This window comes from Cedecea sp. B1(4), from assembly GCF_059414925.1.
Map to the genome: position 1 here is coordinate 826923 of NZ_JCAHMZ010000002.1, position 13099 is coordinate 840021.

At 55.7% G+C, this 13099-nt stretch carries 16 protein-coding genes; 9 read left to right on the top strand and 7 right to left on the bottom strand.

Annotation, left to right across the window (positions count from 1 at the left end):
- The first annotated feature begins 1 nt into the window (after nucleotide 1).
- The gene (gene tam / locus ACR6JA_RS07265; protein ID WP_213713990.1) at nucleotides 2–760 is read left to right on the top strand and encodes a trans-aconitate 2-methyltransferase; all 759 of its coding nucleotides are present in this window, start codon (nucleotides 2–4) and stop codon (nucleotides 758–760) included.
- Here tam and ACR6JA_RS07270 read toward each other — a convergent pair.
- The 3 genes from ACR6JA_RS07270 to ACR6JA_RS07280 form a co-directional block, all read right to left on the bottom strand.
- Nucleotides 757–1686 carry an AraC family transcriptional regulator gene (locus ACR6JA_RS07270; RefSeq protein ID WP_494493218.1) on the bottom strand — a complete coding sequence of 310 codons (930 nt, stop codon included), beginning with the start codon at nucleotides 1684–1686 and terminating at the stop codon, nucleotides 757–759. The genes tam and ACR6JA_RS07270 overlap by 4 nt on opposite strands.
- A gap of 1 nt (nucleotide 1687) precedes the next feature.
- Nucleotides 1688–3106, bottom strand: coding sequence for an aldehyde dehydrogenase family protein (locus tag ACR6JA_RS07275; protein WP_494493219.1), 1419 nt, complete (start codon nucleotides 3104–3106; stop codon nucleotides 1688–1690).
- A gap of 101 nt (nucleotides 3107–3207) precedes the next feature.
- Nucleotides 3208–3663 carry a multidrug/biocide efflux PACE transporter gene (locus ACR6JA_RS07280; protein ID WP_213713980.1) on the bottom strand — a complete coding sequence of 152 codons (456 nt, stop codon included), beginning with the start codon at nucleotides 3661–3663 and terminating at the stop codon, nucleotides 3208–3210.
- A gap of 88 nt (nucleotides 3664–3751) precedes the next feature.
- On the opposite strand from ACR6JA_RS07280, the gene ACR6JA_RS07285 reads away from it, so the two are divergent.
- The gene (locus ACR6JA_RS07285; RefSeq protein ID WP_494493220.1) at nucleotides 3752–4615 is read left to right on the top strand and encodes a LysR family transcriptional regulator; all 864 of its coding nucleotides are present in this window, start codon (nucleotides 3752–3754) and stop codon (nucleotides 4613–4615) included.
- A 79-nt stretch (nucleotides 4616–4694) separates the two neighbouring features.
- Complete coding sequence (locus ACR6JA_RS07290) at nucleotides 4695–5318, top strand: LysE family translocator (RefSeq protein WP_494493221.1); 624 nt, start codon at nucleotides 4695–4697, stop codon at nucleotides 5316–5318.
- 43 nt (nucleotides 5319–5361) lie between these two features.
- Here the strand turns inward: ACR6JA_RS07290 and ACR6JA_RS07295 are convergent, their stop codons facing one another.
- The gene (locus tag ACR6JA_RS07295) at nucleotides 5362–5550 is read right to left on the bottom strand and encodes a YdiH family protein (protein WP_008459131.1); all 189 of its coding nucleotides are present in this window, start codon (nucleotides 5548–5550) and stop codon (nucleotides 5362–5364) included.
- A 117-nt stretch (nucleotides 5551–5667) separates the two neighbouring features.
- Between ACR6JA_RS07295 and ACR6JA_RS07300 the strand changes: the two genes are divergently transcribed.
- Nucleotides 5668–6057 (top strand): acyl-CoA thioesterase, encoded by a 390-nt coding sequence (locus ACR6JA_RS07300; RefSeq protein WP_008459134.1) that lies wholly within the window; start codon nucleotides 5668–5670, stop codon nucleotides 6055–6057.
- A 32-nt stretch (nucleotides 6058–6089) separates the two neighbouring features.
- Here the strand turns inward: ACR6JA_RS07300 and ACR6JA_RS07305 are convergent, their stop codons facing one another.
- Nucleotides 6090–6641, bottom strand: coding sequence for an AAA family ATPase (locus ACR6JA_RS07305; protein ID WP_494493222.1), 552 nt, complete (start codon nucleotides 6639–6641; stop codon nucleotides 6090–6092).
- A 102-nt stretch (nucleotides 6642–6743) separates the two neighbouring features.
- Here ACR6JA_RS07305 and ACR6JA_RS07310 point away from each other — a divergent pair, with 102 nt between their 5' ends.
- Both ACR6JA_RS07310 and ACR6JA_RS07315 read left to right on the top strand, forming a co-directional pair.
- Complete coding sequence (locus ACR6JA_RS07310) at nucleotides 6744–7412, top strand: epoxyqueuosine reductase QueH (RefSeq protein WP_494493223.1); 669 nt, start codon at nucleotides 6744–6746, stop codon at nucleotides 7410–7412.
- Between the two features lie 98 nt (nucleotides 7413–7510).
- On the top strand, nucleotides 7511–8167 hold the full coding sequence (locus ACR6JA_RS07315; protein WP_494493224.1) for a methyltransferase: 657 nt from the start codon (nucleotides 7511–7513) through the stop codon (nucleotides 8165–8167).
- A gap of 232 nt (nucleotides 8168–8399) precedes the next feature.
- Here ACR6JA_RS07315 and dcp read toward each other — a convergent pair whose 3' ends face one another.
- Nucleotides 8400–10448 (bottom strand): peptidyl-dipeptidase Dcp, encoded by a 2049-nt coding sequence (gene dcp, locus ACR6JA_RS07320; protein WP_494493225.1) that lies wholly within the window; start codon nucleotides 10446–10448, stop codon nucleotides 8400–8402.
- Nucleotides 10449–10583: 135 nt separating this feature from the next.
- On the opposite strand from dcp, the gene ydfG reads away from it, so the two are divergent.
- Nucleotides 10584–11333 (top strand): bifunctional NADP-dependent 3-hydroxy acid dehydrogenase/3-hydroxypropionate dehydrogenase YdfG, encoded by a 750-nt coding sequence (gene ydfG, locus ACR6JA_RS07325; protein ID WP_494493226.1) that lies wholly within the window; start codon nucleotides 10584–10586, stop codon nucleotides 11331–11333.
- 78 nt (nucleotides 11334–11411) lie between these two features.
- On the opposite strand, the gene ACR6JA_RS07330 is transcribed toward ydfG, so the two are convergent.
- The gene (locus ACR6JA_RS07330; RefSeq protein WP_008459149.1) at nucleotides 11412–11738 is read right to left on the bottom strand and encodes a YnfA family protein; all 327 of its coding nucleotides are present in this window, start codon (nucleotides 11736–11738) and stop codon (nucleotides 11412–11414) included.
- A 103-nt stretch (nucleotides 11739–11841) separates the two neighbouring features.
- Here ACR6JA_RS07330 and ACR6JA_RS07335 point away from each other — a divergent pair, with 103 nt between their 5' ends.
- Nucleotides 11842–12240, top strand: coding sequence for a DUF1283 domain-containing protein (locus ACR6JA_RS07335; RefSeq protein ID WP_008459153.1), 399 nt, complete (start codon nucleotides 11842–11844; stop codon nucleotides 12238–12240).
- 65 nt (nucleotides 12241–12305) lie between these two features.
- On the top strand, nucleotides 12306–12863 hold the full coding sequence (gene speG, locus ACR6JA_RS07340) for a spermidine N1-acetyltransferase (RefSeq protein WP_008459155.1): 558 nt from the start codon (nucleotides 12306–12308) through the stop codon (nucleotides 12861–12863).
- The last annotated feature ends 236 nt before the right edge of the window (nucleotides 12864–13099 follow it).

Below are 13099 nucleotides of genomic sequence, written 5' to 3' on the forward strand. Positions count from 1 at the left end.
GATGCAGGACTGGAACCCCGCGCTCTATTTGCAGTTTGAAACTGAACGAACCCGCCCGGCCGCTGAGTTGGTTGCCCGAATTAACCACCCTGGCGCAAACACCTTTACCGATTTGGGCTGCGGCCCCGGTAACTCCACGGCGCTGCTGCGTAATCTGGCGCCAAAAGCTTCGATTACCGGGCTGGATAACTCTCCCGCGATGCTCGCCAAAGCCGGTGCCGCGCTGCCAGACTGCCGCTTTGAAGAGGCAGATATCGCCACCTGGCAGCCCGCCGTGAAACAGGATGTGATTTTCGCCAACGCTTCGCTGCAGTGGATAGCCAACCATAAACAGCTCTTCCCGCATCTCGCCGCTCAGCTGGCAGACGGTGGCGTGCTGGCGGTACAAATGCCCGATAACTGGCAGGAGCCCACGCATACATTGATGCGCCAGGTTGCCGACGAACTGGGGATCTCGCGCTCGAGCCGCGAAGCCTTGCTAACGGCTCAGGAATATTACGATCTGCTGGCCGAAAGCGGCTGCACGGTGGATATCTGGCGCACGACGTATTTCCACGTTATGCCGTCCGCCCGCGCCATCATTGAATGGTTAAGCTCGACGGGCCTGCGCCCTTACCTGAACGGGCTGGACGCCATTCAGCAGGAGGCGTTTCTTGAGCGCTATCACCAGTTGCTGCAGCGCGCCTACCGCAAGCAGCATGACGGCAACGTGCTGATGCCGTTCCCCCGCCTGTTTATTGTGGCGCGGAAAACGGCTTAGAACGAAGTGCCCTGTTGACGCAGGGCATCAATGTCCTGCAGCGGCGACGCGCCAAATGCCCGGCGATACTCCCGGTTAAACTGGGAGGGGGAATCATAGCCCACCTTCCAGGCGACGCTGGCCACATCGCCTTCGCAGCTCAATAAACGCCGGCGGGCCTCCAGCAGGCGAAGCTGTTTTTGGTACTGCAGCGGGCTCATGATCGTCAGAGCTTTGAAGCGGTGATGCAGGCTGGAAGCGCTCATGCCGACGCGCTTCGCCAACTCATCAATGACCAGCGGCTCAGCATAATTCTGTTTGATCCAGTTAATGGCTTCCCCCACGCCTTTGCCCTGCGCCCAGCCCAGCGCCTGTTTCCAGAATGAAGCCCCGGCGGGAGCGATGACCAGCCGGTAGAGAATCTCTTGCTTGATGAGCGGCGCAAGGGCATGCAGATGCTGCGGGTTGTCCAGCAGCGTGACCAGGCGCAGAAAAGCGCCCTGGAGCTCTTCTTCCGCGGCGGCGACCCAGGCCCCTGTTTTCTCCCCGTTGCCGTCCGGCAGCACCACATTCATGTTCATGATCAGGTCGGCAATTTCTTTCCCGTCAAGGTCGATGCGCACGCCGTAGTAAGGCTCGGCTTCGCTCGCGCGGGTCACCTGCCCGGACACCGGCATATCCACGGCTGCCAGCGAATAGCTGCCGGGACCGTATTCCATGACGTTGTCACCGATAAGCATTTTTTTGCTGCCCTGCAGCACCATGCACATGGATGGCGAAAGCATCCCGCGATTGAGCAGAGTCGGCTGTTCGATGCGAATAAAGCTGAGCCACGGCAGCGCGCAGCTCAGCTCCTTCACCCCGCAGCCGCCCGACGGGTAACGACGGGCGACACGCTGGCGCAGTTCGTCAATAATGCGACCCGAAGGCCGCTCGGTTGGTTGCATATTACTGCCCCATGATGGCTTTGGGTTCAAGATACGCTGTCAGCCCGTAAGTGCCAAATTCACGGCCAAGGCCGGACTGTTTAAAACCGCCGAACGGCGCGAGCGGCTCGTCATAAACACCGTTGACGAACACGCGCCCCGCGATAAGCTGCCGGGCAACGGCCGCCGTGCGCGCAGCATCTTTCCCGCTAACGTAGGCTTGCAGGCCATAAACCGTATCATTGGCGATCTGTACTGCTTCGGCGTCATCGCGGTAGGTAATCACCGACAGCACCGGGCCAAAAATTTCCTGCTGGGCGATGGTCATGTCGTTGCGAACGTTCACAAACACCGTCGGTTTCACAAAGTAACCGCTTGCCAGTCCCTCAGGACGCCCTTCTCCGCCGCAAAGCAGCTCCGCCCCTTCGGCAATCCCGCTACGAATATACTCCTGCACGCGCTGGTACTGCCGGGCGGTCACGGCGGCCCCGATGTTCGTTTTCGGATCCCGCGGGTTGCCTGGTACCAGAATAGCCAGATGTTTGAGAATTTGCGCTTTGACCTCGGCCAGCCTGCTTTCTGGCACCAGCAGACGAGTCCCTGCGATACAGGCCTGGCCGCTGTTCCAGCTCATCACCTGCAGCGCCAGCGGAATGGCGGTGTCGAGATCGGCATCGTCCAGCAGCACGTTGGCCGACTTGCCACCCAGTTCAAGGGTGACGCGCTTCATGGTGGCCGCCCCGTCGCGAGCAATCGTTTTGCCTACCGCCGTTGAGCCAGTGAACGAGATTTTAGCCACGTCCGGGTGGCGCGTGATTTCCGCACCAACTACATTGCCCTGGCCGGTAACGATATTAATCACGCCGTCGGGCAGCCCGGCGGCATGCAGACATTCCGTGATGATCGCCGTTTGACGGGCGCTGAGTTCGCTGGGCTTGATAACCGCTGTGCTGCCGGAGGCAATCACCATCGACAGTTTGCCGGCGATAAAGCCGTAGTTAGCGTTCCACGGAGTAATGAGCCCGACCACGCCCAGCGGCTCCATGACCACTTTCGCCATCCCAGCCTGAGATTCAAAAGAGTAGTCTTTCAGCAGATCGATTGCCTGGAGGAAGCTGTTGTACGAGCGAGCCACGGTGCTTTGGGCAAAAGCGACCGGGCAGCCGTATTCATCCACCATGATCTCCACCAGCTCGTCTTCACGCGCTTTCACGGCGTCGTGCAGCAGCTGCAGCCAAATCATTCTTTGTTCGCGGCTGGAAAGGCGCATTTTCGGAAATGCGGCTTTTGCCGCGGCGATGGCGAGGCGGGTATCTTCTTCGTCTGCCAGGCGAACCTGAGCGACAGGTTGTTCGCTGACGGGATGAATTAAGGTCAGCACCTCAGTGCCGTGGGGCGTGACGTGCTGACCGTTAATATAGAGGGTATCGATGATTTTCATTTATTACGCTCCAGGGGGTTGTGTCTGACGCTTAAAGTGTCGTTGAACACGCCCGTTTTCCTGTAGCGCAATCCTGTTTGATGCTTGCACAATCCTGCAAATCAGGACTGCTTTTTCATCTCTCTGCTGGCCACGTTCTGAAAGCGTTTGGCGCGCAGCCAGTCGTAGCACCAGTTATAAGCCACGGTGTACGGCAGGAAGAACAGGAAGAAACCAATCTCTACCATAAGCGCCTGCAGCAGCGTGACATTCAGCATCCAGGCGGCAAGCGGCAGGCCAATCAGAATAAAGCCCCCTTCGAAGCCCAGCGCGTGGGCAACGCGCAATCCCATACCACGCTTGACTGACGGCGGGTAAAATTTATCAAACCCGGCGTTGTAAATAATGTTCCAGACCATCGCGACGGTGGAAAGCATGATAGCCAGCGCACCCATCTGGAACAGCGGTTTGTTCATCAGCCAGGCGGCGGTGGGCGCACAGATACCGATGGCGATGGCCTCGAAGCCGACGGCATGCACAATGCGCTCAGACAGGCTTCTGTTGTTTTGCGATTTCATTTTGATGACTCCTTTTTCACAAGGTCGCCATTATCATCGTAATTATTGATATAATATAGCTAACAGCCATCGATAAAAGCGATAGTTTATGCGTTACTCCCCGGAATCACTGGAAGCCTTTTTGCAGGCCGTTGAAACGGGTTCTTTTTCTGCCGCCGCACGTAAGCTGAAAAAGAGCCAGTCCACCATCAGCAGCGCCATTGCCAACCTCGAGGCCGATCTCGGCGTTACCCTGTTTGACCGCCACGCCCGGCAGCCCACGCTCACCTCGCACGGACAGCGCGTTTTGCCCTATGTGCAGGCGATTTTTGCCGCCAGCGAGCGGCTGGATGAAGTTTCCGTCAGGCTGGCCGACAACGTCGAGCCGCGCCTGACGTTTGTGCTTTCCGACATGTGGCAAACTGCCCACCACGAATCCATCCTGCAGCAGTTTTCCGAGCGTTACCCGGACATCGAATTTGAATGCATCATTGCCGAAGATGAAGACGTGATCGATAGCCTGCAGATTGGCCGCGCCCACGTCGGCGTCCTGCGGGTTCAGGAAAGTTATCCGCCGGATATTACCGTCGCCCGCCTTCAGGTCGGCGCAGAAATGACCATTTTTATTCATCGCGATCACCCGCTGGCGAAGCAGACAGAGGTGCGCATGGATGAGCTACATACCGTGCGGCAACTGGTGCTTAAAACCTTTGTGCGCCCCGGCAAGGTCGCCGCGCACGGCCCCATCTGGTCGTCCCCGTCTTTACTGCTGCTGCTTGAAATGGCGGAACAGGGTTTTGGCTGGGGAATTTTGCCGAGCTGGCTGGTTAACCAGTTTGGGCACGGCGTGCTTAAGCCGCTGAAGGTGGAAGGCTGGCCGCAAAATCTTGAGGTGGATGTCGCCTGGTCGAACAAAACGCCGCCCGGCCCGGCTGGCCGCTGGATGATCGATCGACTACGCGAGCGGCGGTAATAACTCGGCACACACTTGCGGTTGTCACACGCACGGCTTTCAGGTTAAAAAATGTTATTCCACCAACAGGATCCCGTAAATGAGCGTTATCACTCCCCTTTTTGCTATTACCGCCACCATCGCGCTGGGCGCCATGAGCCCCGGCCCAAGCTTTGTTTATGTCGCCCAAAATGCCGTAGCGCGTTCACGCGCGCATGGGCTGGTGACCGCGCTGGGAACCGGCGTCGGGGCGGCGGCGTTTTCACTGATGGCGCTGCTGGGTTTACAGGCTTTTCTGCTGGCGGTGCCGGTGGCCTATACCGGGATCAAGATAGCCGGCGGGCTTTATCTGCTTTGGCTGGCTTATAAGATAATCAAACACTCGCGCGAGCCGCTGCACGTGGGCGCCGTGGGGAAAAGCGATAAAAGCATGATAGCCACCTTCCGTAACGGGCTGTTCACCCAGTTGAGCAACCCGAAAACCGCCGTCGTGTTTGCCAGTATTTTTACCGCGCTGCTGCCGCGCGAGATCCCGGCGTTCTACTACGTCGTGCTGCCGGTGCTGTGCTTTGTGATTGATGCGGGATGGTATTCAATTGTCACTCTGGTGCTCTCTTCCGAGAAACCGCGCAATGCCTACCTTCGTTTTAAAACCGTGATTGACCGCTTAGCGGGCGGCGTGATGGGGATTTTGGGGCTGAAGCTGATTTTCTTCTCACGCTAAAAAACAGAAAGCCACCGCTTGCGGTGGCTCAGACAGAGTGGGATCAGTGAATCCCCAACCGGTGCGCATGGAAAATCTCTTCACGCAGTTCGAGGTGGGTTAAACCCAGCAGATCGGCAAACTCCAGCTTGAGCTGCTGCAGGCGGATCAGGAATTGCGCGGGGGTTAACTGCTCTTGTTCACGACGAAGAAATTCAAACGCTAAGGTGGTTGGGGTTATCTCGGTGTCCATGGTAATCCTCTGTTGGGTTGTGAAATCGACACTATTGTACCACCAATGCGCTGTTCAAAAAACAGCCAGGGCAGGATTTCTGGCGCTTAACTTTTATAACAACATCAGGACTGAAACATGTTTTCTAAGCATTATGAAGTGGATGAAAGCCATATTGATTTTCAGGGCGTAGTCGACGGCCTGTACTATCCGTTTTACATGGAGTGGACGCGTCACGCCTACATGCGCGAGGCGCTCGGCATTGATATCGAGGAAGAGTTCCGCCAGGGCAAGCTCTACATGGTGCTGGAGTACTCCCTGCGGTTTCGTAAGAGCCTGCAGAAAGGCGACAACGTTGAGGTCACCTGCCAGCTTGAGCGCAACGAAAAACGCAACCGCGTGAACTTCGCCCAGCAGATCAAAGTTGATGGCGTGGTTTATGCCGAAGCGACGTTTGTCGCCACCTGCCTGGCCAATGGCCGCCCTTCCATGCCGGAAGCCGTACTGAACGCACTGGAACAGCTTTAACATTGATTAGCGAAGGGCAACCGCGCTCTTCGCTAGCCTTCCTCCAGCGCCTGGAGGATGTAATCTGTTCTCCACTCCACGCTCCCCTCCGGCAACACGATTATCCGATACCCTAGCTTGCCGTAAGTGTCGGCCATGATTGCAGCCGTCTGCACCGCCTCTTCCCAGCTCTGCTTTCTTTCTGCATCCCCGGCATAAATAGCCTTCCAGGGCGGTGCCAGGAAAATATCAGAATGGTAGGGAAACCGTCTAACGGCTTCCAACAGATGATCGGGAATGGGCAACTGCATCAGGGTGAGATACCCCAGGATGTCCGGCACGCCGCGATCGTAAAAACAATAAGTCTGTTTTTCGTCTGCGCCATGCCAGGAGCGCATTTCCCACCCAAGCATCTGCTCAGCAAATGCCGCAGGATCCTGCCAGGGTAAGGCGTGTCCGCCAATTTGCTGCTGATGTTGAATGATGCTCCTCCCGGCCTCCGGCTGACAATCAAAACCCCGGCGTTTGAGCTCATTAATGAGGGTACTTTTCCCGGAACCTGGCCCGCCGGTAAGCACCACGCGTTTCACCTGAATATTGTTCATAAACCTCCCAAACATTATTTTCTTTACTGATTTATGGTGATTCCACGTCCTCGTTCCTGCTACCCTCTGGCAAAAAAGTGAATAAGACTTAGGATCACCCGCATGCAAGAATTTATCCGGCCGGTTTTGAACCTGCCTAACAACGAGAAGAAACTGCTGCTGCACTCCTGCTGCGCCCCCTGCTCGGGTGAAGTCATGGAGGCCATACACGCGTCCGGTATCGAATACACCGTGTTCTTCTACAACCCAAACATTCACCCGCAGAAAGAGTATTTACTGCGCAAGGATGAAAACATTCGCTTTGCGGAACAGCACGGCGTGCCGTTTGTGGATGCGGATTACGATACCGATAATTGGTTTGAGCGTGCGAAAGGGATGGAGTGGGAGCCGGAGCGTGGCGTGAGATGCACCATGTGCTTTGATATGCGTTTCGAGCGTACCGCACTTTACGCCCATGAGCACGGATTTAATGTCATCAGCAGTTCGCTGGGGATTTCCCGCTGGAAAGACATGCAGCAGATAAACGACTGCGGGCACCGCGCCGCCGCGCCTTATGAAGGCATGAGCTATTGGGATTACAACTGGCGCAAACAGGGTGGCTCCGCTCGCATGATTGAAATCAGCAAGCGCGAACAGTTCTACCAGCAGGAATACTGCGGCTGCGTCTATTCCCTGCGCGACACCAACCTGCACCGGAAAGCCAATAACCGTCCGATGATTAAAATCGGCAAGCTGTTCTATGGCAAAGACGATGAGTCATCCCAGGCTTAACCCACTGAATGGTTGACACATTTTTGCATTAATTAACGGTTGCCCGTATTAAGGGCAGCTGTTTTAATTTCCTCTTTAAATTATTACCAGAGGGAACTATGCAAAATAATACTCACGCTGGCGTCAGAGCTTACAACCCTATCACTCTAAAACTTTACGACTGGTGGGTGTTAAAGATCTCAAATCAGTACGCCTGGCGTTGCCCGACCGACACCGTTCTGCTCCCGCATTTCAAGGCCCACACCGGCGAAAATCATCTGGATATCGGCGTGGGAACGGGCTATTACCTGCCTCACCTGCCTGCCACCGTTGAACTTTCCCTGATGGATTTGAACGCCAGCAGCCTGCAGGCGGCCTCGGCAAAAGCGGGCCACAGAGTCAAAGACCATCTGCAGCATGACGTTTTTAAGCCCCTGCCGCAGAGCTGGCACGATCGTTTTGACTCCATTTCACTTTTCTATTTACTGCACTGCCTGCCGGGTTCGCTCAATGACAAAGCGCGGGCGATAGATAACATCGCCCGTGCGCTTAAAACAGAAGGCACGCTCTTTGGCGCGACGATTCTGGGTGAGGGCGTGGCGCACAATGGTTTTGGCCGCAAGCTAATGAACGTTTATAACAAGAAAGGGATCTTTTCTAATCGACAGGATTCAGCAGGGCTGCTAAGGGATGTTTTGACCGCGAGATTCGAACGGGTCGACGTAAAAATTGAAGGAACAGTCGCGTTATTTACCGCCAGCGGACGCCGCGATTAAAGGGAAAATCCGGGAGCCTGCCGACATCGATCAGGCCCCGTAATCGTTCAAAATAACCCAGAAGTACCCTGCATTTTCCCGAGCAGGTTTGAAATTTATAGCCAGCAACCCTGGACATTGCACGGATATATTCTGTTTGATTTTTAAGGCACTTAACGCAAATCAGGGCTTTGCAGTTTGCGTTAAGTGCGATTTCACTGCGGCTACACTAGTGAGAGCGCTTTCTTCACCATTATTGCTCCGACAGCCCGCGGTTTTTCAGCATCGGTTCGCTGTGCGGATCGTGCCCTCGCCAGCCACGATATAACGCTTCCAGATCGCTGCTGTTGCCCCGCGATAGAATTGCCTCCCGGAAGCGCTGGCCGTTTGCGGCGCTAAGCCCGCCCTGCTCTACAAACCACTGATAGCCGTCGTCCGCTAACATTTGCGTCCAGATGTAGGCGTAATACCCCGCCGCGTAGCCACCGCCGAAAATATGGGCAAAATAGCTACTGCGGTAGCGAGGCGGCACCTCGGCCAGCTTGATGTGCTCTTTTTCCAGCGCTTCAGCTTCGAAGCGCGCCACATCGTCAATGGCCGTGTCTGGCGCCAGGATGTGCCAGTTCATGTCCAGCAGCGCCGCCGCCAGCAGCTCGGTCATGTCGTAGCCTTTGTTGAACTGCGCGGCGCGGAACAGTTTGCTGCGGAGCGACTCCGGCATTGGCTCGCCGGTCTGGTGATGCCGGGCATAATTGGCAAAGACCTCGGGATGGCTCGCCCAGTGCTCGTTAATTTGCGAAGGGAACTCCACAAAATCTCGCGGCGTGTTGGTCCCCGAAAGGCTCGCATAGCGCTGGGTAGCAAACAGGCCGTGCAGCGTATGGCCGAACTCGTGAAACAGCGTTATGACATCGTCCCATGAAATCAGTGCCGCCTCGCCGCTGGCCGGTTTGGTGTAGTTGCAAACGTTGTAGATAACCGGCATGGCGTCAAACAGCGTGGATTGCTCGACAAAGTTCCCCATCCACGCCCCGCCGCCTTTGCTGTCTCGGGCGAAGAAATCACCGTAGAACAGCGCCATGCCGCGCCCATCGTTATCAAAAATTTCCCAGGTGCGCACATCCGGGTGGTAAGTCGGGATATCAAAACGTTCCACAAAACGCAGCCCGAAAAGCTGGCTGGCGGCCCAGAATACGCCGTTGGTCAGCACGCCGTTGAGTTCAAAATACGGTTTAATCTGCCCTTCATCGAGATCGTACTTCGCGCTACGCACCTGCTCGGCGTAAAACTGCCAGTCCCATGCCGTGGCCTGGAAGCCCCCGTTCTGGGCATCAATAACGTCCTGAATGTCCTTCAGTTCGCGGCGCGCCCGCCCGGTGGCCGCAGGGACGATATTCCGCATAAAGCGCAGCGCCGCATCGGGGGTTTTCGCCATCTGGTCGGCCATTTTCCATGCCGCGTAGTTTTCAAAGCCCAAAAGCTGAGCTTGTGCAGCCCGCAGCGTAGCCAGGCGAGCGACGATGGCGAGAGTATCGTTCGCATCGTTGCGCTGGGCACGCGTCCAGCCAGCCTCAAAGAGCGCTTCTCGCGTGGCGCGGTTGCGCAGGCTTTGTAAAGCCGGCTGCTGGGTAAAATTCAGCAGCGGAAGCAGCCATTTCCCCGGCAGGCCTTTGTCAGCCGCAGCCTGCGCCGCAGCCGCAATTTCCGCGCTGGTCAGGCCTTGAAGCGCCTCAGCGTGGTCAACCACCAGGCCACCGGCTTTATCCGCTGCATGAAGACGATTATTGAACTGGCTGGTGAGCTGGGCGCTCTCTTTGTTCAGCGCTTTCAGCTGCGTTTTATCCTGCTGGCTTAATGTGGCGCCCGCCAGCTTGAACGACTGCCAGGTCACTTCCACCAGCCGCAGGGACTCCACATCAAGATTGAGGTCGTGGCGCTGCTGATAAACGCGATTCAGCCGGGCGAATAAGGTGTCGTTCAGGCGAATTTCATCGGCAAGCTCAGCCAGTTCGGTGGAGAACTCTTCATCAAGCTGCTGCAGGAAATCGCTGGTGTGCGCCGAGGTCATGGCGTAGAACACTGTAGTCACGCGGCCCAGCATCGCACCGGTTTTCTCCAGCGCCAGGTAAGTATTTTCAAACGTAGGCTCAGCCGGATTACCGGCGATGGCGGCGACTTCTTCACGCTTGATGCGCTTACCTTCATCGAATGCCGGTCGGTAATGGTCGTTAGTTATCTCGTCGAAATGCGGGGCCTGATAAGGCAATAAACTCGGCTGGAAAAACGGGTTGCTCTGCAACATCCTCTACTCCCGGTGACCTGAAATGTGGGTTAGTTATAGCGCATTTAGCTTCGTTTCTTAAAAGAAAAACTAAGATTACCGTGGCCCGTTAGCGTGCTAAGGTAGTGCCGGACAAAAGCGTTGAGGAACAGAGAGATGATTGTACTGGTTACGGGTGCTACCGCGGGCTTTGGTGAAAGCATTACCCGCCGTTTCGTTAAGAATGGCCATAAGGTTATTGCCACCGGCCGCCGTCAGGAACGCCTGCTCGAGCTTAAAGAAGAGCTGGGTGACAACCTGTTTACGCTGCAGCTGGATGTGCGCAATCGCGCGACAATAGAAGAAGCGCTGGCTTCCCTGCCTGCCGACTGGCAACAGATTGATATCCTGGTCAACAACGCCGGGCTGGCGCTGGGCATGGAGCCTGCGCATAAAGCCAACGTCGATGACTGGGAAAACATGATCGACACCAACAACAAAGGCCTGGTTTATATGACCCGCGCCGTGCTGCCGGGCATGGTCGAGCGCAATCGCGGCCACATTATTAACATCGGTTCCACCGCGGGCAGTTGGCCTTACGCCGGGGGCAACGTCTACGGGGCGACCAAAGCCTTCGTGCGTCAGTTCAGCCTGAACCTGCGCACCGACCTGCATAAAACGGCCGTTCGCGTGACGGATATCGAACCAGGCATGGTGGGCGGCACCGAGTTTTCCAACGTTCGCTTTAAGGGCGACGACGATAAAGCCGGAAAAACTTACGAAAACGCCAACGCGCTGACGCCGGAAGACGTTACCGAAGCCGTCTGGTGGGTAGCTACGCTGCCGAAACACGTCAATATCAACACCCTGGAAATGATGCCGGTCAGCCAGACGTTTGCCGGTCTGAGCGTCCATCGCGAAGGGTAATTCTGGCGAAAGTCATAGTGAAACGGGGCCATTGCAGCCCCGTTTTTTCATCTTACGGCACGCTAAAATGCGGAGCGATCAGGCCCGGCCCCAGCCAGCAACGATGATCAGCATCCCACAGAAAGCAATGGCCGCTCCGGTCCAGTCGTAAACGCTGAGCTTCACGCCGTCGACCACGCGCAGCCAGAGCAACGCCGTCACCACATAAACCCCGCCGTAGGCCGCATAGACCCGCCCACTGGCCGCCGGATGCAGCGTCAAAAGCCAGACAAAAATCGCCAGCGACAGCGCCGCAGGCAGCAATAACAACGGAGAGCCGTTGCGTTTAAGCCATAGCCAGGGTAGAAAACAACCAATAATCTCCGCCAAAGCGGTAGCAAAAAATAGCAACGTTGTTTTGATCATATTGTCTTTTCTTCAGTAATAATGATGCCCACTAACTCTGACATTAGGCACGAATCAGCCTCAATGATATGATTAGTTTTATTAAACTAAAAAGGAAATCGCAATGAACTCAATCCTTCGTAAGTCTTTGTCATGGATGCCGTTAGCCTTGCTGGGAGCTGCATTCATGGTTTCTATGCCAACACAGGCCGATACTAACGTGATCGTTGTTCCGGGCGGAACGAACGGTGTCGGTGGTCAGGAGAACTCCCTGACCCGCCAGCGCGCAGCGGAAGAAAAAGAGCAGTGGAATGACACCCGTACCCTGCGCCAGAAGATCAACCGCCATAACGAAAAAGTGTTCGACCGTGAGTCGGCGCGCGGGGACAAAGACTGGGCCAAACAAGATGCTGCCCAGGATACCTTCGACAAATGCCAGCAGAGCGCCAACGTGAATGCCTACTGGGAGCCGAACACCCTGCGCTGCCTGGATCGCCGCACCGGCCGCGCGATCAATCCATAATAGTCCCCCTCTCAAACGAGGCTTCTGCTTAAGAAGCCTCACCATCATCAGCGCAAGGATCTGCTATGAGTAACGAACTGCCTATTCGTCTTCGCCCGCTTGAGCGAGAAGATCTCCGCTTCGTCCATCAACTGGACAACAACGCCAGCGTGATGCGCTACTGGTTTGAAGAGCCTTACGAAGCCTTCGTGGAGCTGTCTGATCTGTATGACAAACATATTCACGATCAGAGCGAGCGCCGCTTTGTCATCGACTGCAACGGCGTGAATGCCGGGCTGGTTGAGCTGGTCGAAATCGACCACATTCACCGTCGGGCGGAGTTTCAGATAATTATCACGCCGGAGTTCCAGGGCAAAGGGCTCGCCTCGCGCGCGGCCAAACTGGCCATGGAGTACGGTTTTACCGTGCTCAATCTCTATAAGCTCTACCTGATTGTCGATAAAGAGAATGAAAAAGCGGTACATATTTATAAAAAACTGGGCTTTATCGTGGAAGGTGAACTGATCCACGAGTTCTTCATTAACGGCCAGTACCGCGACGCCATTCGGATGTGCATCTTCCAGCAGCAGTTCCTGGCGCAGAAAACCCCGGAAAAAACCCTGCTGAAGCCGACGGCTCAGTAACCGCTTTTCACAGATGAATGCCGCCCTGCGCGAGCGTTCATCTGTCATTCCCCTGTATCTCTCGCCAGCCTTCTTACCGCTTCGTCTATTTTCCAGACAATCAGACGGGTTTTTCCTGCAAACCACTCAATCAGAACTAAAATAATAGGGCTGTAAAATTTTGCGTTTAAAAGGCAACGGCTATCAAATTCGTAGGCCCATCCAGATATTAATTATTGATCGTACAGATTATCGTT